Annotated in this window: 16 protein-coding genes; 7 read left to right on the top strand and 9 right to left on the bottom strand. The window is 45.7% G+C overall.

Annotated elements, in window-relative coordinates; genetic code table 11:
• Nucleotides 1-6 precede the first annotated feature (6 nt).
• From A8O23_RS15740 to A8O23_RS15700, 9 genes are all read right to left on the bottom strand, one after another.
• Nucleotides 7-1,032, bottom strand: coding sequence for a UDP-glucose--hexose-1-phosphate uridylyltransferase (locus A8O23_RS15740; protein ID WP_066623125.1), 1,026 nt, complete (start codon nucleotides 1,030-1,032; stop codon nucleotides 7-9).
• A 101-nt stretch (nucleotides 1,033-1,133) separates the two neighbouring features.
• The gene (locus A8O23_RS15735; RefSeq protein ID WP_066623123.1) at nucleotides 1,134-2,306 is read right to left on the bottom strand and encodes a galactokinase; all 1,173 of its coding nucleotides are present in this window, start codon (nucleotides 2,304-2,306) and stop codon (nucleotides 1,134-1,136) included.
• Nucleotides 2,307-2,391: 85 nt separating this feature from the next.
• Entirely contained in the window at nucleotides 2,392-4,029 is a 1,638-nt protein-coding gene (locus A8O23_RS15730) for a sodium/sugar symporter (RefSeq protein WP_066623121.1), read from the bottom strand.
• Nucleotides 4,030-4,081: 52 nt separating this feature from the next.
• Nucleotides 4,082-5,128 (bottom strand): LacI family DNA-binding transcriptional regulator, encoded by a 1,047-nt coding sequence (locus A8O23_RS15725; protein ID WP_066623118.1) that lies wholly within the window; start codon nucleotides 5,126-5,128, stop codon nucleotides 4,082-4,084.
• A 399-nt stretch (nucleotides 5,129-5,527) separates the two neighbouring features.
• On the bottom strand, nucleotides 5,528-7,240 hold the full coding sequence (locus A8O23_RS15720; RefSeq protein WP_066623115.1) for a ribulokinase: 1,713 nt from the start codon (nucleotides 7,238-7,240) through the stop codon (nucleotides 5,528-5,530).
• Nucleotides 7,241-7,348: 108 nt separating this feature from the next.
• Nucleotides 7,349-8,677 carry an L-fucose:H+ symporter permease gene (gene fucP, locus A8O23_RS15715; RefSeq protein WP_082883103.1) on the bottom strand — a complete coding sequence of 443 codons (1,329 nt, stop codon included), beginning with the start codon at nucleotides 8,675-8,677 and terminating at the stop codon, nucleotides 7,349-7,351.
• 232 nt (nucleotides 8,678-8,909) lie between these two features.
• On the bottom strand, nucleotides 8,910-10,685 hold the full coding sequence (locus tag A8O23_RS15710; protein WP_066623105.1) for an L-fucose isomerase: 1,776 nt from the start codon (nucleotides 10,683-10,685) through the stop codon (nucleotides 8,910-8,912).
• 41 nt (nucleotides 10,686-10,726) lie between these two features.
• Nucleotides 10,727-11,968 (bottom strand): DUF6786 family protein, encoded by a 1,242-nt coding sequence (locus tag A8O23_RS15705; protein WP_066623102.1) that lies wholly within the window; start codon nucleotides 11,966-11,968, stop codon nucleotides 10,727-10,729.
• A gap of 132 nt (nucleotides 11,969-12,100) precedes the next feature.
• The gene (locus A8O23_RS15700) at nucleotides 12,101-13,117 is read right to left on the bottom strand and encodes a LacI family DNA-binding transcriptional regulator (RefSeq protein WP_066623099.1); all 1,017 of its coding nucleotides are present in this window, start codon (nucleotides 13,115-13,117) and stop codon (nucleotides 12,101-12,103) included.
• 664 nt (nucleotides 13,118-13,781) lie between these two features.
• Between A8O23_RS15700 and A8O23_RS15695 the strand changes: the two genes are divergently transcribed.
• From A8O23_RS15695 to A8O23_RS15665, 7 genes are all read left to right on the top strand, one after another.
• Nucleotides 13,782-16,916, top strand: coding sequence for a SusC/RagA family TonB-linked outer membrane protein (locus A8O23_RS15695; RefSeq protein WP_066623096.1), 3,135 nt, complete (start codon nucleotides 13,782-13,784; stop codon nucleotides 16,914-16,916).
• Between the two features lie 23 nt (nucleotides 16,917-16,939).
• Nucleotides 16,940-18,478, top strand: coding sequence for a RagB/SusD family nutrient uptake outer membrane protein (locus A8O23_RS15690; protein WP_066623094.1), 1,539 nt, complete (start codon nucleotides 16,940-16,942; stop codon nucleotides 18,476-18,478).
• A 71-nt stretch (nucleotides 18,479-18,549) separates the two neighbouring features.
• Nucleotides 18,550-20,352 carry a T9SS type A sorting domain-containing protein gene (locus A8O23_RS15685; RefSeq protein ID WP_066623092.1) on the top strand — a complete coding sequence of 601 codons (1,803 nt, stop codon included), beginning with the start codon at nucleotides 18,550-18,552 and terminating at the stop codon, nucleotides 20,350-20,352.
• Between the two features lie 241 nt (nucleotides 20,353-20,593).
• On the top strand, nucleotides 20,594-21,805 hold the full coding sequence (locus A8O23_RS15680; RefSeq protein ID WP_066623089.1) for a sialidase family protein: 1,212 nt from the start codon (nucleotides 20,594-20,596) through the stop codon (nucleotides 21,803-21,805).
• A gap of 170 nt (nucleotides 21,806-21,975) precedes the next feature.
• Nucleotides 21,976-23,049: a glycoside hydrolase family 43 protein gene (locus tag A8O23_RS15675; protein ID WP_082883113.1), complete on the top strand. Its 1,074-nt coding sequence runs from the start codon at nucleotides 21,976-21,978 to the stop codon at nucleotides 23,047-23,049.
• A gap of 143 nt (nucleotides 23,050-23,192) precedes the next feature.
• Complete coding sequence (locus tag A8O23_RS15670; RefSeq protein ID WP_204377710.1) at nucleotides 23,193-24,371, top strand: glycoside hydrolase family 172 protein; 1,179 nt, start codon at nucleotides 23,193-23,195, stop codon at nucleotides 24,369-24,371.
• Nucleotides 24,372-24,806: 435 nt separating this feature from the next.
• Entirely contained in the window at nucleotides 24,807-25,994 is a 1,188-nt protein-coding gene (locus A8O23_RS15665; RefSeq protein WP_239693425.1) for a glycoside hydrolase family 43 protein, read from the top strand.
• The last annotated feature ends 17 nt before the right edge of the window (nucleotides 25,995-26,011 follow it).

The raw sequence follows: 26,011 nt of genomic DNA, 5'->3' as shown, positions 1-26,011 counted from the left end.
AGTCTTTTACGCCAAACTCCGCAGCCGTTCGGCGGCGCTTTCAGGAGTAATATCACGCTGAGGGTTGCCCATCATTTCATAGCCCACCATAAACTTTTTCACCGTGGCGGAACGCAGCAAGGGCGGGTAGAAGTGCATGTGGAAGTGCCACTCCGGGTGCTCCTGCCCGTCGGTGGGGCTTTGGTGCAGTCCGGCGGAATAGGGGAAGCTGGTTTGAAAAAGGCTGTCATACACCGCCGAGAGCTGCTTCATAATCTTTGCATAAGCTACTTTTTCATCCTCTGAGATCTGCCCCAGGTGCTGGAAATGCCGCTTACTGATGATGATGGTTTCAAAAGGCCAAACAGCCCAAAAAGGAACCAGCGCCGCAAAGTGCTCATTCTCCAGTACTACCCGCGACTTTTCCTCTAGCTCAAGCTGTAGATAATCGGCTAAAAGGCTGCGGCCGTTTTCTCTGTAATAAGCAGCCTGCTGGGCCATTTCTTTGGCGGGTTCTACCGGTACGGAGCTTTGAGCCCAAATCTGGCCGTGCGGGTGCGGATTGCTGCTGCCCATTACTTGCCCTTTGTTCTCAAAAATCTGCACGTAGTTGATGTACTCTAACGCTCCCAGCTCCAGATACTCTTTTTGCCACAGGTCTATCACTTTTTTTATGTCTTCAACTGCCATGTCAGACAAGGTGAGGTCATGGCGGGGTGAGAAGCAGATTACTTTGCAGATACCTCTTTCGCTTTCGGCTTTGAGTAAGCCTCCTTTAGAGAAAGAGCCGCTGGGCGAATCAGCTTGCAGTGCCGCAAAATCATTCACAAACACAAAGGTGGCGTCATAGTCAGGATTTGTCTCTCCGTTGGCGCGGGTGTTAGTAGGGCAGAGGTAGCAACTAGGGTCGTACTCAGGCCTCTGCTCCCGCTGGGTTTCTTCCTGTTGCCCCTGCCATGGTCTTTTAGAGCGATGCGGCGATACCAGCACCCATTCGCCGGTAAGGGAATTATATCTTCGGTGAGAGTGGTCGGTTAAATCAAAGGTGCTCATGGTGAATGAGTGAATGAGTGGGTGATTGAATAAGTGAGTAGCAATATCAATTACAAAAATGGCCGCTTTGCAGGTGCAAGAGCGGCCAGATTACGTTCTGTTTATAGGCTGGTTTTTGAAAAATCAGTGGAAACCAGACTGCTGCCGTCTACAATCTGGGCTACGTAGGTTTTTAAGGTAATTCCGAAATGTTTCTGGTAGGCCTCGGACATCCGGGCTGTGAAATCATCTAGCCTTTCCAGTTTTACCAGATTAATGGTGCAGCCGCCAAATCCGCCGCCCATCATACGGGCTCCTAAAGCAGCGCCAGATTGTTTGGCAGCGTCAGCTAAGAAATCCAGCTCAGGGCAGCTTACCTCGTAGTCATGCTGCAGGCCTTGGTGCGAGGCGTACATCTTCTGACCGAACGCTTCTAAATTGCCCTGCTCCAGATCTGAACAGGCTTCTTCCACGCGTAAGTTTTCCTCTACCACATACCGGCAGCGCTTGTATACTACTGGGTCAAATTCGTGTTGGTGGCGGGTGAGCATCTCAAGGGTGACATCGCGCAGGCTTTTGACCTGCAGGTAATGCTTCTGTAAGATTGCTACGCCGGTCTCGCATTCTTTGCGGCGGGTGTTGTACTCGCTGGAGGCCAGTGAGTGTTTTACCTGCGTGTCACAGAGCACAATACGGTAATCCTCAATGTTGAACGGGTAGTATTGATACTCCAAAGAACGGCAGTCTAGCTTTACCACGTGATTGTGTTTGCCAAACATGCTGGCAAACTGATCCATGATGCCGCACATAACACCTGCAAACTCGTGCTCGGCTTTCTGCGCCATCTTCACCAACGTGAATTTCTCAATATTAAATGCGAACAGGTAATTAAGGGCATAGGCCAAGCCACATTCCACGGCCGCCGAGGATGACATGCCAGCCCCCATAGGTACATTGCCACCAAACACCAGGTTAAAACCTTTCACCGCATGGCCCGCTTTCTGAAACTGAGCCACCACGCCCAGCAGATAGTTCGCCCAACCAATTTTCTGCCGCGCCACCTGGTTTAAGTCAAATGTTGCCTGCTCCTGCAAATCAAAGGCATAGACGCGCATGTTGTCAGTGCCGTTGGGGGCAATGGCGAAGTAAATTTCCTTGTTCACGGCCGCCGGAAGCACAAAGCCGTTGTTGTAGTCAGTATGTTCACCAATTAGGTTCACCCGGCCCGGCGAGCGCACCACCACGGGTTCCTGATTATATAATTGCTTGAATTTATCTACGATATCTTGAACCATAGTGTCAGCTTTTATTTGAAGAATAATAGGTTGTGGGCAGATGCGTCAGTAACTATAACGCATCTGCCCAACATTTGATAGTCTGTTACCAGAACATGGTATAAAGCGCGGCCAGAATGCCGCAGATAATAATGGAGCCCACCGTAAAGGATGTGGTAGGTTTGAACATACTGGCGTCGATTTCCAAGCCTTTGGGGTTGTTCTTGCTTTTGGAATCTAGTAAACTGATGATCACCATCAGCACGGCCAGTACCACAAACACAATACCCATACGGTTAATGAACGGAATCTCGGCGAACTGGAATTTCAGGAACGTAGACAGCGGTATAGTCAGAATGGCGGCGGTTAAGGCAGCCGCAGACGTGGTGCGTTTCCAGAAGAAGCCCAGGATAAAGATGGCGAACACGCCCGGAGAGATAAAGCCGGTATATTCCTGAATGTACTGGAATGCCTGGTCTAGTTTACGCAACTGGGGCGCCACCAGCACGGCAATGACAAAAGACACTACCACGGCCCAGCGGCCCACGCTTACCAGTTTTCTCTCAGAGGCGGTTTTGTTGAAGAATTTCTGGTAAATGTCTAAGGTGAAGATGGTGGAGACGCTGTTGGCTTTACCGGCCAGTGAGGCTACAATGGCAGCGGTAAGTGCTGCAAACGAAAGTCCTCTCAAACCAATAGGCAGCAGTTCCAGCAGCACCGGATAAGCGTGGTCAGGTTTCACGTGCCCCAACTCATTGGTCATCTCGGTTTGGAAAAGACCGTTCTGGAACAACACGTAGGCGGCAATACCGGGCAACACCACAATAATGGGCATCAACAGTTTCAAGAATGCAGCAAACAACAGACCGCTGCGGGCAGTTTGCAGGTCGGCACCCAAAGCGCGCTGTGTAATGTACTGGTTACAGCCCCAGTAGCTCAGGTTGATAATCCACATTGAGCCGATAATTACAGATAAACCAGGTAAGTCCATGTAGGCGTCACGGGTACCGCCCTCGCCGTCCGGTATCATCAACTCGCCTTCAGAAAGAATCATGCTAAAGTGGTCCGTGGCTTCTGAATGCAGCATAGTAAGTCCGTCCCAAACGCCGGTGCCGCCCAATTGGGTAGACACCAAATCCAAAGCCAGGTAGGTAGTGGCCAAGCCTCCCAGCACCAGCACGAACACCTGAATCACATCTGTGTAGCCAATTACTTTCATGCCGCCCAGGGTAATAAAGATGGCGAAGATAGCCATGCCCACCATACAGGTGTAAAACTCAATTCCGGTAATGGTGACAATGGCCAGCGCGCCCAGGTACAGAATAGAGGAAAGGTTCACGAACACGTACACTAGCAGCCAAAACACGGCCATAATGGTACTTACGCCATTGTTGTACCGCTGCGACAGGAACTGCGGCATGGTGTAAATCTTGTTCTTGAGGTAGATAGGAATAAAGAAAACCGCCACTATGATAAGGGTGGCAGCTGCCATCCATTCATAACTGGCAATGGCCAGACCCATGGCAAAACCAGAACCCGACATACCAATGAACTGCTCTGCGGAAATGTTGGAGGCAATGAGCGAGGCCCCAATGGCCCACCAGGTCAGCGAGCCCTCGGCCAGAAAGAATTCTTTAGAGTCAAGGGTGGCGCTTTGCTTGCGCTTGTAAATCCAGTAGCCGTACCCCGAGACAATCAGGAAGTATAGCAGGAAGATGGCATAGTCAATGGTATGTAGTCCCATAGCTTAAAAGTGTTTCAGGTTTGTTAGTTTGTTTAGAGTTAGTTTAATGAAATTAAGAGGCTGTTTTCTGTTTGGTCTGCCGCCGCATAGACGACTGACGCTGAATCAAGAGAGGCTCCAGCACTATTTTCTGCGGGCTTTTTTCATGATGTTGCTCTGCCTGCTGCTGATCCATGAGAAGTTTGGCGGCTTCTTGCCCCATTAGAGCTGTCTGTTGGTCAATGGTGGTAAGGCTAGGGGTGATGTAGGCGCTGAAGGCTTCGTTCGCAAAGCCAACTAACCCAATCTGCCCAGGGCGGTTCCATTGGCTTTCTTTGATAGCTTCCATGGCTCCAAGAGCCGTGAAATCTTCTACCGCAAAGATGGCATCGGGTCGGTTTTTCTGGAGCTGGAGCAGTTGCTGAGTGCAGGTTCTGCCAGACTCAATGGACACTTTGCCATAAGTGATCAGGTCTTCGTCTATTTTGATGTGGTGGGCAGCCAATGCATCCACGTACCCTCGCAGGCGCTCATGGAAGATCTTGATATGGGAGGGACCCGCAATATGCGCAATACGGGTGTAACCCTGCTGGAGCAAGTGTTCCGTAGCCATAAAAGCACCTTTGTAATCATCAATTACTACCGTAGAAACACCCAGTTCGTCGGTGGCTCTATCAAACAGAATAAGCGGAATTCCCCGTCTTTTTACTTCCAGAAAATGGTCAAAGTTGGAGGTTTCTTTAGTGATAGAAGCAATAATTCCATCTACATTAGACTGCAATAGGGTTTGTATGCCCTGTACTTCATCTTCATACCGCTCATTTGTTTGGAAAAGGATGACATTGTAGCCGTGGGTTTTAGCTACCATTTCAATGCCATGGATTACCGAGCCAAAAAAACTGATGTCTGCACTCGGAATCACAACTCCAATCACAAAGGTTTTGCCAGAGCGTAAGGAAGAGGCAATCCGGTTTTGTTGGTAGTTTAGCTGGTGGGCAGTCTTCCGCACAATCTCTTTCATGGCCGCGCTGATAGAAGGATGATCATTCAGCGCCCGCGATACCGTGGCAGCTGTCGTATTCAGCTCCTTCGCTATGTCATGAATAGTAGTTCGCCCCATAGTTTACGTAATCGATTACGTAAATATAGAAGATTATTTTAGAGAAGAGCAAGGGGGCGTCTTGTTCAGGGGTTAATAAATTTAAAATTCACTGCTGATGCTGGTTTATGATAGAATCTATTTGATAAACTAGCGCTGCAAATTTTGGAAAATATTCAAAGATAAGAATGGCGGGTTCTGCGGGTTTTCTAATAGAAGAGAGTTATAGTTTGCGTAATCGATTGCGAAACAGAGGGGCTAATGATAGATGAATGTTAAAAACTCTCTGTTCCTATAACGCTGCAAAGTCTAGCAGCAGGATTTCTAGCAACAGAGAGTTTTATTTAAAATATAAAGAAGATGGCATCTATCTGCCAACTTGAAGGCTTTCAACTGTAGACTTAGGGCCTCTTCCTCTGATTAAACAGCACCAACCAAATTTTCTTGGGTTTCCTTCAAAGCAGTGTTCCCAAACTCTATGAACTTACAGTACTCCAAATACTTTTGGTAGCGGAGGGTATATACTTCAGCTTTTTGTGGTTCTGGGGTGTAGACTTGATCAAACCCACCGCCCATTTTTTCCATGGCAGCCTGAACATTGGGGTATAATCCAGCTACTGTAGCGGCAAACATGGCGGCTCCTAACGCGCAAGTCTGCTCAGACTCGTGTATTTTGATAGGCATACCCAACACATCGGCCATGGTTTGCATCACAAAAGGTGACTTCTTTGCTACGCCGCCAATTCCAATAACTCCTTTCACCGGAACGCCTTGCTCTACAAATCGGTCAGCAATTCTGCGGGCGCCAAAGCAGGTAGCTTCCACTAGCGCTTTAAACATACTTGGGGCGTCTGAACTTAAACTCAGGCCTTTGAAAGCTGCTTTTAAGGTTTGGTCGGCATCGGGAGTACGTCTGCCATTTAGCCAATCCACGGCCAGTTCGCTCTCAGTTTCTACAGGTAGTTGGGCCGCCAGCTTACTTAACTCAGAAAGGATCTTGTCTGAAGTCTCCTGCACTAGAGCTTTGGCTGTGGCAGAATCAATAAGGGTAGAGTTAGATAAAAGGTGCTGTAGGGGCCACGCTATCAAGTCCTTGAACCAGGCAAACGCATCACCGAAGGCAGACTGACCGGCCTCCATGCCTATCATGCCAGGAATGATGGAGCCATTCACTTGGCCGCAGATTCCTTTTACCAGCGTGTCTTCAAATGATTCGGCAGGCGCAACAATCATATCGCAGGTTGAAGTGCCCATCACCTTGAGTAAATGATAAGGTTCTATCTGACCGCCTACGGCTCCCATGTGCGCATCTATGGCGCCTATGCCAATGAGCATATCCTGTGGCAAACCAAGCCGCTCTGCCCATTCCTGACTAATTTGTCCGGCAGGTGCGTCTGCGGCATAGGTTTGGTTGCTCAGGCGGTTGGCTTGTCCTGCCAGCACTGGGTCAAGCGTGGCAAAGAACTCTTCCGGCGGAAAGCCACCAAAGTCAGCTGACCATAATCCTTTATGGCCCGCAGCACAAACGTTTCTTTTGATTTCTGAGGACTTTGTGCCCCCGGTCAATAGAAAAGGAATCCAATCGCTATGTTCTACCCAGGTATAGCAGGCGTTTCTGACTTGTTCATCTTGCCGTAGCACATGAAGCATTTTAGCCCAGAACCATTCAGAGGAATAAATGCCACCCACATACTGCAGGTAGTTCTTCTCAAATTGTTCCGCATGAGCGTTTATTTCAGCCGCCTCTTTTACGGCAGTGTGGTCTTTCCAAAGCACAAACATGGCATTGGGGTTCTCGCTGAACTCTGGAAGAAGCGCTAAAGGAACACCTGCCTCATTCACAGCTACCGGCGTAGAACCAGTAGTGTCTACTGACAAAGCCTTAATGCCAGCCCTTACGGCAGCATCTACTTGTTGCAGGCACTGCTTAACAGTTTGTTCCAGCCCCTCTATATAATCAGATGGGTGCTGTCTGAATTGGTTTTTAGCGGCGTTGCAGTACAGCCCTTTTTTCCAGCGTGGGTAAACAAACGTGGCTGCCGCTACCTCTTTACCGGTACTGGCATGCACAATAACAGACCGTACTGAGTCGGTTCCGTAATCAACCCCAATCACATATTTATCTTCGCTCATGATATTGTCAAATTTGGTAAAAGTATGCCCGCGGCAGATGGCACAATAAGACAGAAAATAATTGTTTAACAGATTTCTACTTGTATCAAACCTCAGGTTAAACAGACTTTAGATTACCGCTTTTGTTAATGGCTCTTTTTCCAATACTTCGTTTTCTGTTCCGTAATCAGCTGATTTATCCAGCTTAGCACCAAATAGCGCATATAAGGCAATAAAGGCGAAGCAGAATAATGGGATATAAAAAGAAAGCGAAATGCTTTGGGTTGAATCTGACATCTGCCCTTGAAAAACAGGCAAAATGGCGCCTCCTAAAATTGCCATAATCATACCCGATCCGGCTATCTTAGTGTCTTTGCCTACACCACGCATGCCTAGGCCATAAATGGTAGGGAACATTAAGGACATGCAACCTGAAATACCTATTAAAGCATAAACACCTAAATGCCCGCTACCATAAATAACTATCAAGGTAAATGCCACAGCCGCAATAGCGGAGAACAGCAGTAATATTCTTGGTCTGATGTATTTCATCAAGCCTGTGAAAATAAACCGGCAGCTGGCAAATAAGATCAGAGAAACCAGGTAATAGTTAGAAGAGTCGTCTTCGTTCAGGCTGAGCTGTTCCATTACGTATCTGATCGTAAAAGACCATACACAGATCTGCACCCCTACATAAATGAACTGCGCAATTACGCTCCACACATATGTCGGCTTTTTCAGAAGCCTTTTAAAAGTTGCCCCCAGGTCTAATCTACCTTCATCTTTCATTTCAGGCATTTTAGTGGTCTTGATCAGTATTCCTAAAAGTACCAGCACAACGGCTACACCTACATAAGGACCCATTACTGACGAGAGTTCGTCTGATTGAATGGTCTGTAGCTGCTCAGCTGTCATGTCTGCTCTTTCTTCAGCACTGGCTTTATTCAGTTGCGACAAAATGAACAGCTTGCTGAGCAGTACGCCCGTCATAGAGCCGATTGGGTTGAATGACTGGGCCAGATTCAAGCGTCTGGTTCCGGTTTCTTCCGAGCCCATGGCAAACACAAACGGATTGGCCGCGGTTTCCAGAATAGATAAGCCACCTGCCAGAATGAACAAGGCAATCAGGAAGTGGGCGTAATCCATAGATTGGCTTGCTGGGTAAAACAGCAAAGCACCTAAAATGAAAAGCCCCAGCCCCAATAATACCCCCGATTTGTAAGTGTACTTTTTGATGATGATGGCGGCTGGCAAAGCCAGGCAAAAATAAGAACCATAAAAGGCTAACTGAATCCAGGAGGTCTGGAAATCAGTCATGCTCATGATTCGCTTAAAAGCTGCCAGCAGCGTATCGGTCATGTTATTAGCCAACCCCCAGAAGAAGAAAAGGCTAGTGATAAGAATAAAAGGCCATAGGTTGGCCGACTTGATCATGGAACTTCTAAAATCCTTCGCCATTGTTCTTGCTTGTTTGAGTTTGGTGGTGCCGGTAGGCTGGTTTACATGCGTTTGTTTAGAATAGTAAGGAGTGCAAAGAGAGTAGACTTAAAAGCTGTGTTTCAGACCTGTTTTTGAAAATTTAGGCTTAAAACAGAAATCAAAAATTAAAGTGTGCAGCGTGTTAGTTAAATGCGCAGGCAGTTAACTAACTAAAATTTGCAACTGCCTGCGCATTGAGTGGAATGAAAATCTATTTATAGACAGGGCCATAGGTTTGGCAGGCACGGTAGTCTGAACCTTCTGGGTCCATGCCAAAGGCGCTCCAGGCAGAAGGCCTGAAAATACGCTCATCTTCCACATTGTGCATACAAACCGGAATCCGGAGCATAGAGGCAAGCGTGATTAGATCTGAGCCTACGTGTCCGTAGCTGATAGAGCCATGGTTAGAGCCCCAGTTGGCCATTACAGAATACACATCTCTGAAGGCTCCCTGACCGGTTAGTTTTGGCACAAACCAAGTGGTAGGCCAGGTTCTGTCAGTGCGCTCATCTAATATCTGGTGTACATTCTCCGGAATATCAATGGTATAACCTTCCGCTATCTGCAACACGGGGCCTTGGCCTTTGATCAGGTTAATCCGGCTCATGGTGACGGGCATGCCACCTTTAGTCAAAAACTTAGAAGAATAGCCGCCCCCTCTGAAGTAGCCATTGTTGGCAGGGTACCAAGTGGTAGCGTTTAAACAGGCTTGAGCTTCTTCTTCACTAATCTCCCAGAAAGGCTTCATGGCAGGCTGGCCGTCACGCGATTGTTGGCCGGTGCCGTCTAAGGTGCAGGAGCCCGAGTTGATCAGGTGGATGAATCCGTTGGCAGCCTGATCAGTTGGTTTCCAGCCGGAAACGCGTTCTACCGCTTCAGGGCTCCAATAAGTTCTTACATCGGCAAAGATCTGAGCCGTATTGGTGAGCAGGTGACCGAACAACATAGGCACGCCGTTCAGCGAGTCGTTTTCAGTGGCTACCATGAAGGGTGCCCTGATTCCGTTCCAGTCAAAAGAGGAGTTCAAGATTGCTTCTGGAAAGTCTCCGTTCGGTAAAAAGTCTGTCCACTGGCGCTGGCCTTGGAAGCCTGACGCTATGGCATTGTGACCAAAAGCCTCTTCTCCAAATCCCATCTCTGCCAACTTCTCGTTGCCAATCATCAGATCCCGAATAATTAGGGTCATTTTCACCACGAACTCCCAATCTTGGTCTTTTTGCTCTCTGGTGCTCTGCTTTTCCGCTGGGTTAAAGTCTTCTCCTTCTTTACAGTTCTCTTTTGTCCAGGCAATAGCTTTGGCATATTCTTCCTGATCAAAAATATTATGCTCAATTCTTCTCAACACCTCTGTAGAATCAACATACTCATTGCGCATGCCCAGGTAGTTCTGAAAGAAATCAGCATCTACAATAGATCCGGCAATACCCATTGAAACTGAGCCAATGCTTAGGTATGATTTTCCGCGCATGATGGCTACGGCCAGACCTGCTCTGGCAAAGCTTAAAAGCTTAGACTTTACATCTTCCGGTACATAAAGATCGCCTACATCCTGAACGTCTTTGCCGTATATCCCAAAGGCTGGTAAACCCTTTTGGTTGTGCCCGGCAAGTGCCGCGGCCAGATAAACTGCACCAGGTCTTTCGGTTCCGTTAAAGCCCCAAATTGCCTTAGGCAGATGAGGGTTCATGTCTATGGTTTCAGTGCCGTAGCACCAGCAGGGGGTAACTGACAAAGAAACTCCTACATTTTCTCTCTCAAACTTTTTAGCACAGTCGGCTGCTTCTTTTACACCACCAATGGTGGAGTCAGCAATTACACATTGTACTGGGGTGCCGTCTGGATATTTCAATTCACGCTCAAACAACGCTGCTACGTTGCGAGCCATGTTCATGGTGGTTTCTTCCAATGACTCACGCACGCCGCCCAATCGGCCGTCTATAATAGGTCTGATGCCTATTCTTGGATATTCTTCTTTTGCTTCTTTCATTTGTCTTTGTTCAACAGCTAGTCTCAACTTGACTATGCTTCTTACTTTTGAAATGTATTTTGAATGGTTTCCAGGGAGACACCAAAAATCTTCTGCGCAATTTGATCTAATGCGGCTTTGTCACCGGTAAAGTGGAAAACGCTGTGGTTATGGGTAAGTGTTTGGCCAGGCTGAAGGAACGCTGCCGGTGAAACGCTTTCAATTTCATAGAAAGGACCCATTTGGCTTCCATCTTCCAGAGGACCATCATTGTATGCATTGACAGCATCACCTTTTAGTGGATCTTTTGCCGTGGTCCATTCTTGGTTGAGATAAACGCCATTGTTGTCTACATCAAATTTTGTAACGGTTAGCACATTGTTGGTAGGGTCATAGCTGCCGGCAATAGGTTTTGCTCTCTCTGGGGCCAAGCCTAATTTGCCTCTTGATTTACCGTCTGCTTTAAAATACAAAATCCCGTTATTGTACTTAATGCGGTCTTCTGGTATCTCCCCAAAATAATCGGTGGTAGCTACTTTGCCGGTAGCCTGCTCATTGAAAGGAACCACAATTACGGTGCCGTTGGCAGGGTTGAACATGTCAAGAATCCAGATACAGGGAGCTCCTGTTTCTTTTGTCCAGGCTTTGTCACCTGTGTTGGTGATAGCATTGTTGGTTTTAAAACCAACCACTTTTACTCCTTCGCCTGCGCCCACTCCCAGCATGCTCTCAATTTCAGCACTGGTTAGTATCTGTACATCACGTTTGATTTTAGTGTTCAGGGTGGTGCCTAAGTAGTTCTGAATAGAGGTTTCTTTTTGCATTGAAACCTTGTCTTGTCCACTGGAAAGTACTTGCCAACGTTCTGTGTCAATGGCAGCCGGTGTAGCCCAGTTGTCAAAAACCATTTTAGCGTTCGGTCTGAAAAAGATAGAGAACTTACCTCCTTCAGGACCAAGCCATAATCTGTTCTCTCCGCCGTAGGCATTCATGTGTGGGTCAATAGGGGCATCAAAAGCCTCATAGTTAATCCAGCCAAAGCTTCTACCATCTATGCCTTCTGCGGTAGAGGTAAATACTTTCCCTTGGTATTTAGCAGATACAATCACCTGGCTAGATCCATCTGCGCTTTTAAGTACAACAAGGCTGTCGTCTTTGCTCTTCAGGAAATTTAAGTCATACCCAAAAGAGCCTTCAGTACTCTGCTGAGAGGCTGTTGACTGTTCTTGGGTTTTACTCTCGTTGGTTTGGCATGCCTGTAGGCTCATAGCTAGAAGAAGGATTAAAAGGGGAGTTTTTTTCATATGTATTGTTTTGCAATTAACTCGGTGGAGAAGCTTAAAAAAGTATGGAGCACAATGGTGGGGATTGATAGGTATTGCAGTTAATCGATTAAAACATTAAAGCAACAAGATCTTTTTTAGAGATTTCAGTTTTTAAGCTCCGCTAGACTGGCGTATTATTAGTTCAGGCTCAAAATGAATCTGTCCTATTCTGCCGTTGGAGCTAGACATTTGATCTAGTAGGAGCTGGACCGCCTCTTTGCCAATTTCATCTACTGGTTGTTTTATGTGGGTTAAAGGGCAGTAGTAAAAGTCAAATGCCTCACCCTCATCAAAACTGACAATGGCTAGATCAGTTGGAACTTTAAGATTTAAGCTGTCAATATATTTCAGACCATGTATTGCCAGGGTGTTGGTGGCAAAGAATAGGGCGTCAAGTCCTTCTGGAGAAGCAAGCATAGCATCTATGGCAGCTTTTACCCCGTTCTTGGTGTCATCATGCTTTACTTCCTTCAAAAGGCTTTTGCCTACTGGAAGCTCTGCTGCCTGAAGAGCTTCCTGGTACCCTCTTTTTCTCTCCTGCATATGATACAGGTTTGTTTTGTAGGCTAACATGCCTACCCTTTTTCTGCCATTTTCAATGAGGTGAAACACGGCGTCATAAGCAGCTTTGTAATTATCAAGAACAACAAAGCTGGATGGTATGTCAGGGTAATATCTATCTATTAGAACAAAAGGTATCTTCTGCTCCTTTAAATATAGTATTTGGTCTTCTGAGGCTTCTGACGGGGCAATGATTAATCCATCCACCTGTCTATTTGCTAAAACATTAATTAGGTCCCATGACCGTTCTGCTTTTTCGTCTGAGCTGCCAAAAACTACTGTGTAGCCATGTGCTTTCGCCTCATCTTCTACCACTCGGGCAATGGTGGCAAAGAATGGGTTAGAAACATCGGCAATAATTAAACCTAAGGTATTGGTGCGCCCAATCTTTAAGCTTTTTGCAATTTGGTTTGGTTGGTAGTTGAGTTCTTTTGCTGTAGCCCTGATTTTGGCGGCCATTTCATCACTCACTTTTCCTTCTTTCTCCTTGTTAAGAGCATAGGATACTGCAGCGGTAGAAACTCCCACTTTCTGTGCTATGTCTTTTAAAGATACCTTATTTCTCATATGTGAATATTTCGCAACTCCTCGGCCTGTGTAACTTAATGTTAAGCGTTTATTAAGCTAAACTATGCTTAATCGATTAAATATACAATTTAAATCTTAATTATCTTTTTTGGTTGTTTATTAAAAAGCTATTAATTAATATGTTATGTGTTGTATGACAGTATGCTAAATGCAAGGTTAATGGCAAATGAGCCCCTGTTTTGCCAGAGTATTTAGTTTAAACTTTCTAGATGTATAACAGTTGTTCAGTTGATGCGAACAAACTTCTTTAGCTATTTTATAGATATTGATATTGCTAAATTATTGAAATTCAGCATAATATTTAATTTGTCTTGTACTAATAGTTCTATTTGATGCTATTATGTATTGTATATTTTTCTGTTGGAGAAAATTTGTTCGTGCGGCTTGTTAGTGATTTTTTAATAATCACACACCTGATAACTTCTGGTAAATTATGAAAATTTTATAAAACTGCTTGTGTTCTGAAAAAAAATCTTAAGTTTGCTGTTGTTAATCGCTTAACTAACCTTGTGGCTTATTGACGGTTTTGTCTGCATGTGGAATAGAGGTTAAAGAAAGATGGAAGTGGTTGGTTAATGATTAGTAGCCAGAGGACCAAGGCTTAATTCTGAAATACTTTTACATAATCCCAAACCTATATTACATGAAAAAAAAGTTACCTATTGAATTGCGGCAAGGTGCTTCAACGTGCCGCCTAGAGAGCAACAATTGGAGAAGGGTGCTTTTGGGGCTTACTTTTCTAATGCTGAGCACTCTGGTGCAAGAGGTTTTTGCGCAGCAGCGAAACTTGACCGGAAAAGTGACAAGTGCAGGTGGTGAACCTTTGCCAGGCGTAACTGTATTGGTGAAGGGAACCACAAACGGTGCTTCTACAGATGTTAGCGGGAATTACTTGATTAACCTGGCAGAAAATCAAGAGAACGGTACGCTTGTCTTCTCTTATGTGGGGTATACGCCTCTGGAGGTGCCTATTGCTGGTCAGTCCGTGGTGAATGCTGTTCTTCAGGCGGACGAGCAAACATTAAATGAGGTGGTGGTGATCGGGTACCAGACGGTAAGAAAGAGAGATCTTACTGGTGCAGTGGCTGTGGTAGACACAGAGCAAGCAAGCCGAGTATCTGCTACAACCGTTGCAGAGTCTATACAAGGCCTATCGCCTGGAGTAACGGTGAGAACAACTGGAAGGCCAGGGCAGGGGGCTGCTATTGAAATTAGAGGCGCGGCAAGTTTTAGAAACACGGCGCCCTTGTATGTGATTGATGGTATGTTGTCTGATGCCAATACTACCGTTAACACGAATGACATTGAATCTATTCAGATATTAAAGGACGCCTCGGCTGCGGCAATCTATGGTTCCAGGGCCGGTAACGGGGTAATTATTATTACAACAAAGCAAGGTCGTGAGGGCCCTGCCAAGGTTGAGTTCTCTGCGAAATATGGTATTCAGCAGATACCAAAGCGCTGGGACCTGATGAATGCTTCAGAGTTTGCGGCTCTGCAAAGAGTGCAGTTTGAAAATGCCGGTCTGCCAGCCCCTCCAAGCGTAAGCGATGAGTTTGATCCGTCTATTGATACTGATTGGCAGGAAGAAGCTTTTCAGTTAGGGAACATGCAGGATTATAACCTGAATGTTTCAGGTGGCTCTGAGACCAGCACTTATATGGTGTCAGGAAGCTTCTTCTCTAACAAAGGGGTATTGATTGGCCACGACTTTGAGAGAGGTAGCTTGCGGATTAACACCCGAAGCAAAAGAGGTAGAGTTTCTTTCGGAGAAAACCTTCTCCTAACCAATACTGTCCAGGAAAGACCGGCAGGTGGGAATCCTTTCTATGACATTCCTAGAATGTTGCCTGTCATTCCGGTGCGCAGTGATTCTTATATTGGAGTAGGCGGTAACAATCCTCGTGGTTTTGGTATAGGAAACGCAAACGCTGAGACGTATGCATGGAATTCAATAGCAGTAAATGAGCTGTGGAGAACAAGAGACAACTTTGCCAAGTTGATTGGTAACGGGTTCGTGGAAGTGAAAGTGGCAGATTGGCTTACATATAAATTTGATGCAGGTCTAGAAGTAAGCTTTGACCACACCAGAACTATCAGAAAACGTGGCGACTGGCGCTATAACCAAAATTCAGACTCAACCAGAGTTGATGAAGCCCGCGGTAGATTCTTGAACACTAAGTTTGACCACACCTTAAATTTTACAAAAGACTTTGGGGTGCATCATATTGATGGGGTTGTTGGGGTGACTCAGCAGACAATACATCATGAGGGTGCTACAGCCGGGCGTACTTTCCTGCAGGTGGTAGATGGGCAATATTACACTACTATTAATTCTGCCGGTGGTGCTGCTGCAGTTAGCGGCGACGTGATCAATAACTTCAGAAACCTTGGGTATTTAGGACGGGTGAATTATGTGTTGAAAGACCGCTACCTGTTTACCGTTACTGCCCGTGTTGATCAAGACTCAAGGTTTGGGGAGGCCTATAGAACAGGTTTCTTCCCGTCATTCTCTGCCGCGTGGCGCTTGAGTGAAGAAGAGTTTTTTAATGTGGAATGGGTAAATAACCTAAAGATTAATGCCTCTTATGGTACGCTTGGTATCAATACATTGGGCTCATGGGATTACATTGGTTACCTGAACAGCAACCCTAGAGCTGTTTTTGGACCTAACGGTTCTGAGATAATTGGTATAGGTGCCTATCAGGCAAGACTGACAAACCCAGACTTAAGATGGGAAAGCCGGATTGTGCAGAACTTAGGTTTTGACGCTGGTTTGTTCAACAACAAGCTTACCCTGGAATTTAACGCCTATAACTCTGAATCAAGAGATGTATTGGTAAACCTGCCCATAGCGCTGTACTTAGGTAACCTAGAAGGCGACCCACCGGTAAATGCCGCCTCTATCAGAAACAGGGGCTTTGAGTTTGGGGCAACTTACCGTAACAGTGAAAGAGCATTGAAATGGGATGTTTCTGTAAATGCCACTACCATTAAGAATGAGGTATTGGATTTAGGCAACCGCGGTCGTGTTCAGAACTATATTTCTACAGGCCTTACCCGTAGTGAAGTGGGAAGGCCGTTGGGAGAGTGGTACGTTATGAAAACCGCTGGTATCTTCCAGAACTATGATGAGGTGTATGCGCACGTAAATTCTCAGGGTACCATCATTCAGCCAGATGCCAGACCAGGTGATATCAGATTTGTAGACATCAATGATGATGGTCGTATCACGGAAGATGGTGACCGTACCTACGTGGGTGGATCTCCATGGCCTACTTTGCAAACTGGTGCCCAGTTCAACGCCTCTTACAAGAATTTCAGCGTGAACTTGCAGCTGGTAGGGGTGTTCGGTAATAAAATATACAATGGGGTGAGAAGAGATCTGGATAGTTACCAATTGAACAACTTCAGACGTGACATCAATCCTTGGAGAGAAGACAATACCAACACCACTGACCCCCGCTTGGGTTTAGAGGAAGGAGATCCGGCTATTGCTCTCAATAACGCCTTCTCAAGTGACCGTTGGTTAGAAAACGGCTCATACGTTAGAGTTCGGAATCTTGAAGTTGGCTATGCATTACCTAAGGCTGCTCTTTCACGAATTGGGTTCGGAACAGCACGCATTTTTGTAAGCGGTCAGAACTTAATCACCTTCACCAAATACAGTGGTTTAGATCCGGACGTGGTAGGTAGCGGAATTTTGGACAGAGGTTTTGATTCAGGAAACTGGCCAGCCAGCAGAATCTTCTCTTTTGGAATTCAGTGCGGATTTTAATAAGAACCCTTAATTAGAGTTACATGAAAAAGTTATTTATATATTCTCTTTTAGCGGCTGGTTTGGCAGTTTCAAGCTGTGAAACTGATCTAGATATTGATAACCCTAACCGACCAACTACTGCGGTGTTTTGGCAAAATGCCCAACACGCCCAGCAAGGGGTAAATGCTGTCTACAGTACCTTTCACCGGCCAGGCTTCTCTAGACTGTTGCCTTTTCTTACCATTATTAGGTCTGACCTAGGAGCTAGCTACAGCCCAAACCCTGCATTGGCAAACGCTATTGACAAGTTTATTCAGCCTAACTATAACTTGTGGGAAACTGCCACTCTATGGCATGAACTGTATGTGGGCATAAACCGTGCAAATCAGGTTTTAGACAATGTACCAAGCATTCAGATGGACGAGACCAAAAAGCAACAGCTGCTGGGCGAGGCCAAATTTCTGAGAGGCCTCTTCTATTACCAGTTAGCTAGTTTGTGGGGTAATGTTCCAATCTTGCTTAAGACACCATCGCCAGAAGACGTGCCGGAGCAGGCTACTCAGGAGCAGGTGTGGGCACAGGTGCAGAAAGACCTTACTGAGGCGGCGGCGGCATTGCCTGCCACCTATGCCAATCCGGCTGATATGGGGCGTGCTACAAAAGGTGCCGCAAATGCTTTGTTGGCGAAGGTCTACATGCAAGATGGAAAGTATGATGAGGCGCTAACGCCTTTGCAGTGGTTAGTTGAAGGAGAGGGCAGGAATATCTACAGCTTAGTGCCTAACTACCGTGATAACTTTTTGAGCACAACTGAAAACAACAGAGAATCTGTTTTTGAAATTCAGTTTGCCATTAACCCGGTTGAAACCACAGACAATGATATTGCAACACCAGATCAGAACTATGGTACCTCTATTGCCAAGTTTTTCTCGCCGCCGCCTGCTGGTTTTGAAGATGCGGAAGCGCTAAGATGGGGAACCAGAGAGTTTTTGAAAGAAAGAACTGTCAATAATCAGAGAGACCCGAGATTGGAGGCAACTTATCTGTATGATTCCACTGACGTGCGCGGGCCTTTATTTTCAAGAGTATATGGTCAGGCTTGGGCAATCAGATATAACATCAACCACCCTTTCCGGAGCCGGGTTTGGTTCCGGAAGTTCCTGAACGATGCTACTCAGAACACAGAGGGCTTCCGCTCACCTAACAACTGGCGCTATATTCGGTATGCCGATGTGCTGTTGATGTATGCTGAAGCATTAAATGCGGTAGGGAGAACCACTGACGCATATCAGTATGTAGACAGGGTGAGGCAAAGAGCAGGCCTGGCAAGACTTACTGACGTGAAGCCCAATCTGTCACAAACTGCATTCTTAGAGCAGATCAAGCATGAGCGGATTACAGAACTTGCTGGAGAAGGACACAGATGGAATGATTTGGCCAGATGGGGAGATTTAGGCCCGCAGTTGGCTAACAGAGATCCAGCCTTCGCTCGGTTTGAAGTGGGTAAGCATGAGCTGCTTCCAATACCGCAACGTGACGTAGACATCAATCCAAACATAGAGCAAAACCCAAACTGGTAGTAAATAATAGCTATGGGGCCCATGGCTCCATAGCTAAGCCTTATTCTTAAATAACCTTTAACCCAATACTTATGAAAAGAAAATTACTATTGCTTAGCTTGGGACTATTTGGTTCTGCGGCTGCCTTTGCGCAAGGGTTCACCATTCAGAATTTAGAATTAGAGGTGCAACATGGTGACATCTCTGCCATTGATGTTAACAGAGATGGCCATATAGATTTACTAATTGGAGGGCATAATACAACAGTTATGCTGCTTATGAATGACGGGAGTGGCAATTTTGTGCCTGCTGAATCTATTTTTATGGGTTCTAAGCACGTGTCCTACAGCTGGGGTGATATAAACGGCGATGGTCTGCCTGATTTAGCGCAAGCCGGTATTCATGAGCCTAATAATATAAACCCTTACACAAATATTTTCACTTCAAATGCTGCTGGTGTGTTTACTGCTTTTACAGGCGTGACGCTTCCTCAAATGTCTCCGTCTGTAGGGTTGGCAGATTTGAATAATGATGGGTACCAAGACATCTTCCTGTTTGGAAACAAACAAGGTGGCAAGTCTAAAATATTCTTCAATAACAAACAGGGCGGATTTACTGAGTCGGCTCAATTCGATGCTTTTGACCTTTGGGAACCTATAGTAGAGGCTATTGACTACGATTTAGACGGAGATCTGGATTTGTTCATGATGGCGGCTAATGATGCTAACCTGCCTAATACTGTTCGTTATTCCAGAGTATTGGAAAACAACGGAAGTGGCGTGTTCACTGAACGCAATCTGGGCTTACAGCCTAAAGGGAACGGCTCGTACTCGTGGGGTGACTATGACAGCGACGGAGATTTAGATATTTTGCTGAACGGAGACGGCTGGTTAGGTTCTGGGGAAGACAATGACAATATCTACCGTCTCTACAGAAATGACAACGGTACTTTTGTGGAGGCCGCCATTTTTATGGATTACCGTCAAATTAGCTTGGGCGATGGCTCAAGGTTTGCTGACTGGGATAACGACGGTGACCTTGATATTATAGTAACTGGATGGAGCCACAACCAAGGGCGCCAGGCAACCGATATCTATCTGAACAACAATGGTACTTTTACTCCCCATGCAGATAATGCGAAAATTCCAGGGGTATCTGAAAGTGCTATAGAAGTAGCCGATACAGATAATGACGGTGATCTGGATTTAATTATGACCGGTTTCTCTGGCAATAACTACAATGGAGCAGGAAGTGCCTTCGCCAGAAATGTGAGCTTAATTGTGAAGAACCCAACTACTACCACAAATGCTGCTCCGAGTATGCCTGCTAACTTGAGAGCATCTTTAGGATCAAACGGCGACATTACTTTCACTTGGGATGCTGCCACTGATGATAAGACATCACAAAACTCATTAAGCTATAACTTATTTGTGGTGGGCCCAGACGGAAGACACTTTTCTTATGCTATGGCAGACACTACCACTGGTAAGCTGATGATGCAAAAGATGGGAAATGTAGCTCTTAACAGAAGCTGGACCTTAAAGGGGCTGCCAGAAGGTAAGTACCGTTGGGGTGTACAGGCCATTGACAATGCGTATGTTGGATCTCAGTTCGCTAAAAAAAGCTTCTCTGTGGCAGGCGGCGTGTTGGGCGCAAAAGATGCCAGAGCTAAGTTTGAAATGGCGGTTTATCCTAACCCTTCACAAGGTTTGGTGAACGTTAAGTTTGAAAACGGCAAAAATTACCACGTGCGTGTTAACGCTATTGACGGACGCTTTGTGACAGAAACATCAGCAAGCGGCGCAGCGCAGTTGCAGTTGACACCTGGTATTTATGTAATGCAAGTAACAGATAATCAAGGTTCTGTTGAGACCCGCAGAATTGTAGTGCAGTAATATAAAGAGAAGCTGGAGGGTACCCTGTGGAGGAACTTTCCAGCTTCTTCTTTTTTATAAGAACAAGAGTTTTTGTGTGGTCTTTGAAGATCTCTTAACTAGGTAGAAGTAGTTCCTCTTGTGCCTGAGTAGGTTAATCAGGAGATGAAAGCTGGAGTAATGCATAATGCGGCTTTATTAACTAGAGCCTTAAAAGATTGTAAAGAGAAGTTGGGAATATCGAATAAAGTAAAGTAGTAGCATGATGAACTTTAAGAAATTACCATTCTGGTTTATAGTGGCGGGATTGCTTTCCTTTTCCGCTTGTAAAAGCGACAAGGAAGATCCGGCACCAGCACCGCCATCACAGGCTCATGAAGACGATTATCCGGAGCAGGATAATTCCAGACCTTCGTTAACCATCGAGTGGAGTAACACGGCTACAAAATTATCACATGAAGTATATTTTGCAGAATACCCGCGCATACATCGTGTAAAAGGAGACACGCTACTTCTTACATATCATTTTGGTCCCATCAACAATGTGTGGGATAATATTGCCATTAGAAGAAGTATTGATAATGGAGTTACTTGGTCTCCCGCTGAAACCATAGTGGCAGATGATCATCCGGATTATTATGGATTCGCTAACCCTGAGTTATTAGTCCTCAAAGATGGATCAGTCATGTTGGCTTACGCCGGAAGAGGTAGGCCAGATGACAACGCCCATTCTAATGTTCAGATAAGAATGAGCACCGACCGCGGGTGGACATTTGGCCCACCCAAAATTGTGGCAAGGGGCCGCTCTTGGGAGCCAGCCATGATTCAGCTTCCAAGTGGAGAAATAGAGTTGTTTTATGCCAGTGAGGCCAGATTCTGGAATGGGCCTGGTTCTACGGCTGAGCAACAAGAGATATTGATGGTGCATTCTACAGATAATGGAAACACCTGGAGATCACCTAGGCGTGTTGCCTACACCACCAACATGCGCGACGGTATGCCAGTACCCTTAGTGTTGAACAACAACAAAGGCATAGTATTCCCCATTGAACAGGTAAAAGGAGCTAAATCTCCCTGGATAATCTGGTCTTCACTTGATGCGAAATGGGAATACAAAGCTCCGGCTTCTCTTGAAAACGGTAGAAGATGGTTGGCAACCACTGAAAACATCTGGGGAGGCGCTCCTTATATTATTCAGTTGCCAACGGGAGAGACCATACTTTCGGTGCAAGATGCAGGCGGAAGAAGTATTCCAGACTGGAAGAAAACAACTATGCTGGTATTGGTGGGAAATAGTGTGGCAAAAAATTTCACTAACATTTCATATCCTTGGCCCAACCTGCCTTCGTCTGAAGGTGCCTACTATAACTCTTTGTTCCTGAAAGATGAAAACACTGTTCTGGCAGTGACTACCCGAAACTTTAGTGACGGGCATAGTGAAATTTTTATGAAGGAAGGAAAAATTAAAAGGTAGAGCTAAGAAACAGCTTGTTTAAACGATTAACTATTATTAAATTGCTAAAGAATCAAGATTAATAATATTTCTTGTGCCTTGATTAGTAGTCAAGTACACTCACATGAAGTCTAACCCTCTAAAGGGTAATTCTGCTATCCATTTCAGAGGTAAGATATGAAATGCCGCTTATGAAGTTGTTCAAGAATTTTTTGTTTCTACATCTTTTTGCCGTCCTATTCATTTTAGGATGTGGAAGTGATGATAACCAAACTAGTGGGCCTGCAACGCCGCCTACAGAACAGGATCCTACTTTCACTAATCCGCTCTTGCCAAGCGGGCCAGATCCGTGGGTAGTGCATCATGGCAATTTCTATTATTACACCCATACCCTGGGCAACAGAATAGGTATTTACCGGACCCAATATATAAGCCAACTGTCTAAAGCAAGCCCTGTCACAGTATGGACTCCGCCCAGCACCGGCCCTTATTCCAAAAATATATGGGCGCCTGAAATACATAGGCTTAATAACAAGTGGTATATCTACTTTGCGGCAGATGACGGGGATGACGCCAACCACAGAATGTATGTGTTGGAAAATACTAATGAAAACCCATTGGCGGGTACTTGGACCTTTAAAGGTAAAATTTCTGACCCAACTGATTTGTGGGCAATAGACGGATCTGTCTTTACGCATGAAGATCAAATGTATTTCATTTGGTCTGGCTGGAGAACGGCTAGCTCCAGCAATTCAGGTAATCAACAAATCTATATTGCCCGAATGAGTAATCCTTGGACAATAGAAGGAGAGCGGGTTATGATTTCACAGCCCACTTATAATTGGGAGCGGAACGGACTAGTGAATGAAGGGCCTGAAGTAATCAAGAATAAAGATGGAAAAGTTTTCATGGTGTTCTCAGCCAGCGGTTGCTGGACCGACCACTATGCCTTGGGTATGCTAACCCTCAAAGACAACGGTAATCCAATGAACCCAACTGACTGGGTTAAAACTGCCACTCCTGTTCTTTCTACCAAGGGTGAAAATAATGCGTATGGCCCTGGCCATAATGGCTTCTTTAAATCTCCGGACGGAACTGAAGATTGGATAATTTACCACGCCAACATGGCCAGCGGTCAAGGATGTGGTAATAATCGAAGTCCACGCATCCAGAAAATTACCTGGAATGCAGACGGAACCCCACACTTTGGAGAGCCTGTTAAAGTAGGAACCAAAATTTCCAGACCCTCTGGCGAAATAAAATAGATAACTGCCTCTAGTTAATTGTAGGATTGCTGTTCATGCTGTCATGGTACGGTATGGCAGCAAGTCTCCTGCTAGCATGATTTAGAACAGGTGCCTGCATCTGTTGAAGAGAGGGTTATGCCTTTTCTGAGGCTGTTCAAACAATGAAATTTACCAAAACCAAAGTAACTCTAATGAAAAACCTGCTTACATTATTAGCTGTAGTCCTCTTTACATTTAGCGCCTACGCGCAGAAGGTCGGTAATTTCTCTGGTCTTGAAATGAACATGGGAAATCTGTACCGCTTGTCTAATGCTGAAACCCGTTCTATAAGCCCAGAGAACATTACTGGTGGCAAAGGCAAAGGCGGAATGACGCCTCTTGAAAAAGGGGTGCATGGGCATCAGGCCCGAGAATTAGGTGTTGGTTGGAAAGTAAATCCTTTTGTTTGGATAGAAGGTGGACAAACTGTGACCTTGGCTGAGATTGAAGGGCCAGGCGCCATTCAGCACATCTGGATGACCCCAACCGGAAACTGGCGCTACTCTATCTTGCGTGTTTATTGGGATGATGAGAAAGAGCCTTCTATTGAAGTGCCTGTAGGTGATTTCTTCGGAATGGGTTGGGGTGAATATGCTCCTCTGAACTCGCTTCCTGTGCAGGTAAACCCGGGCAGCGCATTTAACTCTTACTGGGTAATGCCCTTCCGGAAGAAATGTAAAATCACGATGGAGAATACCAATTCAGACAGAATGAACCTGTTCTACCAAGTTGATTACACTTTGACGCAAGTACCTGATGATGCTGCTTATTTCCATGCGCAGTTTCGCCGTAGCAATCCAACAAAAGGGTCTCTGTACACGCTGATTGATGGTATAAAAGGGAAAGGCCACTATGTGGGTACTTATATAGCCTGGGGCGTGAACAACAACGGCTGGTGGGGCGAAGGCGAAATCAAGTTTTACATGGACGGTGATAAAGATTGGCCAACCATAAACGGTACTGGGGCAGAAGACTACTTCCTGGGTTCATACAACTTTGAGAATAAGAGAACCCGGCAATATGAACCTTATTCTACCGCTTATGCTGGTTTACACCAGGTAATAAGACCAGATGGTTTGTATAGCGCACAGCAGCGTTTTGGAATGTACCGCTGGCATATCATGGATCCTATCCGTTTCGACAAAGATTTAAGGGTAACCATTCAAGACCTGGGCTGGCGCAGTGAACACCGTTACCTGCCTCAGCAATCAGACATAAGCTCAGTGGTGTACTGGTACCAGACAGAGCCGCATGCTCCGTTCCCTAAGTTGCCGTCTAAAAACGAGCGGGAAGTAAATTAATTTTTTGTTTGTGTAGAAAACTGAAGCGGAGCCAATATGGCTTTGCTTCTTTCTTTTTAGCAGAGTTGTTTTTGCTCCACTTTTAAAAATTTAGGGCAAATTTATGAGGTTCTCAGTGGCTGCATGAGTGGCAGTTCGTTAGACTCTGCACAAGTATTTATTTTCCGTTTTTGACCCGGTTTTCAGAAATCAAGCCAGAAACGGAAATTGAATTATTAGTCTGATTTTAATGAACTGAACAGAATTGTGGTTTCTAACGCTTTGCACCTTTAGGATATCAGCAGGTGCTATAGGGGAACTACTTTGTACTTCCAGTTGGATTAGTCATTGGGAAGTGAAAGTACATCATAATATACTTTACGTCTGTTTTGCGCCTGTTTTTTAAAAAGTGGGTGCAAAACAGACGCAAATTAAAATCAAGTTTCTAAAACTTATTTGAAGGGTAGTTCTAATAACAAAAAACTCAACGATGACCGTGTGCTAAAGTTGAACAATGTTGAGTACATCAAATCATTAGGAATGAAGGTATCAGGTACGTTCTATTGGGTAGCTCTTGCATGCCAGGTTTGGCTGTGGTCTTGCAAGCAGCAGACTGTGCCAGTGACTTCTCCAGATGCCCAGGCTGTTGCCGTTGACTCCTCACGTTTTTTTACTAACCCCATTGCGGAAGGTGCAGACCCTTGGGTTCTCAAGATGGATAGTGTGTACTACTCCTGCGGAGCGGGTAGAGGAGGCATCTATGTGTCAAAATCTTCTACGTTAACCCAACTAGGTAAGCGAGTGCAGGTGTGGAGCGCCCCTGAGGAGGGTTGGAACGCGCACAACATTTGGGCGCCGGAAATACATTACCTGCAGGGCAAGTGGTACATTTACTACACAGCCGGCAAAGTCAGGGGCGGGCCTTACATACACCAGCGATCAGGGGTCTTGGAGTCTACCACTAACAGTCCCTTCGGCCCTTACAGAGACAGGGGGATGTTGTATACCGGCGATAATATGGATGATTCCTCTTCCGTGAAATGGGCTATAGATCTTTCTCCTTTTTACCTGAACGGGCAGCTGTACGCGGTGTGGTCTGGCTGGGAGGAAAACGCCTTAACTGATAAAACCAAACAGCATCTGTTTATCGCCAGAATGAGCAACCCCTACACCATCAGCTCCAACCGAGTTAAAATTTCTTCACCAACTGAAACATGGGAGACAGGCGGAGAGCTAGACCTAAACGAGGGACCACAGATACTGAAGAAGAACGAGAAGGCTTTTGTCATCTACTCCACCCGTGAATCATGGCTGAAAGAATACCGTTTGGGGCAGCTAACTCTGGCAGATACTCTAATGGATCCTATGCAATCCAAAAACTGGAAGAAATCTGACGGCCCTGTTTTTCAGGGAACAGATCAGGTTCTGGGGGTAGGGCATTGCTCGTTTACCAAATCACCGGACAATACGGAAGACTGGATTCTGTACCATGCCAAGAAATCTGCCACTCCGGGTTGGCAGCGCAATATCAGAGCCCAAAAATTCACCTGGACAATAAACGGCTACCCTCAGTTTGGAGAACCTGTTCCGGCTGGGGTGCCCATTCCGTTACCGTCTGGGTCAAATAGTACAATTGCCCATTGATTCATCCATTCACTATT

Source organism: Rufibacter roseus (assembly GCF_001647285.1).
Classification (GTDB): Bacteria; Bacteroidota; Bacteroidia; order Cytophagales; family Hymenobacteraceae; genus Nibribacter; species Nibribacter roseus.
This window is presented reverse-complemented; position numbering and strand designations above follow the sequence as displayed.

Coding starts and splice junctions, on each gene's coding strand:
- A8O23_RS15740 (WP_066623125.1), bottom strand. CDS start 1,032: ATGAGCACCTTTGATTTAACCGACCACTCTCACCGAAGATATAATTCC.
- A8O23_RS15735 (WP_066623123.1), bottom strand. CDS start 2,306: ATGGTTCAAGATATCGTAGATAAATTCAAGCAATTATATAATCAGGAA.
- A8O23_RS15730 (WP_066623121.1), bottom strand. CDS start 4,029: ATGGGACTACATACCATTGACTATGCCATCTTCCTGCTATACTTCCTG.
- A8O23_RS15725 (WP_066623118.1), bottom strand. CDS start 5,128: ATGGGGCGAACTACTATTCATGACATAGCGAAGGAGCTGAATACGACA.
- A8O23_RS15720 (WP_066623115.1), bottom strand. CDS start 7,240: ATGAGCGAAGATAAATATGTGATTGGGGTTGATTACGGAACCGACTCA.
- fucP (WP_082883103.1), bottom strand. CDS start 8,677: ATGGCGAAGGATTTTAGAAGTTCCATGATCAAGTCGGCCAACCTATGG.
- A8O23_RS15710 (WP_066623105.1), bottom strand. CDS start 10,685: ATGAAAGAAGCAAAAGAAGAATATCCAAGAATAGGCATCAGACCTATT.
- A8O23_RS15705 (WP_066623102.1), bottom strand. CDS start 11,968: ATGAAAAAAACTCCCCTTTTAATCCTTCTTCTAGCTATGAGCCTACAG.
- A8O23_RS15700 (WP_066623099.1), bottom strand. CDS start 13,117: ATGAGAAATAAGGTATCTTTAAAAGACATAGCACAGAAAGTGGGAGTT.
- A8O23_RS15695 (WP_066623096.1), top strand. CDS start 13,782: ATGAAAAAAAAGTTACCTATTGAATTGCGGCAAGGTGCTTCAACGTGC.
- A8O23_RS15690 (WP_066623094.1), top strand. CDS start 16,940: ATGAAAAAGTTATTTATATATTCTCTTTTAGCGGCTGGTTTGGCAGTT.
- A8O23_RS15685 (WP_066623092.1), top strand. CDS start 18,550: ATGAAAAGAAAATTACTATTGCTTAGCTTGGGACTATTTGGTTCTGCG.
- A8O23_RS15680 (WP_066623089.1), top strand. CDS start 20,594: ATGATGAACTTTAAGAAATTACCATTCTGGTTTATAGTGGCGGGATTG.
- A8O23_RS15675 (WP_082883113.1), top strand. CDS start 21,976: ATGAAGTTGTTCAAGAATTTTTTGTTTCTACATCTTTTTGCCGTCCTA.
- A8O23_RS15670 (WP_204377710.1), top strand. CDS start 23,193: ATGAAATTTACCAAAACCAAAGTAACTCTAATGAAAAACCTGCTTACA.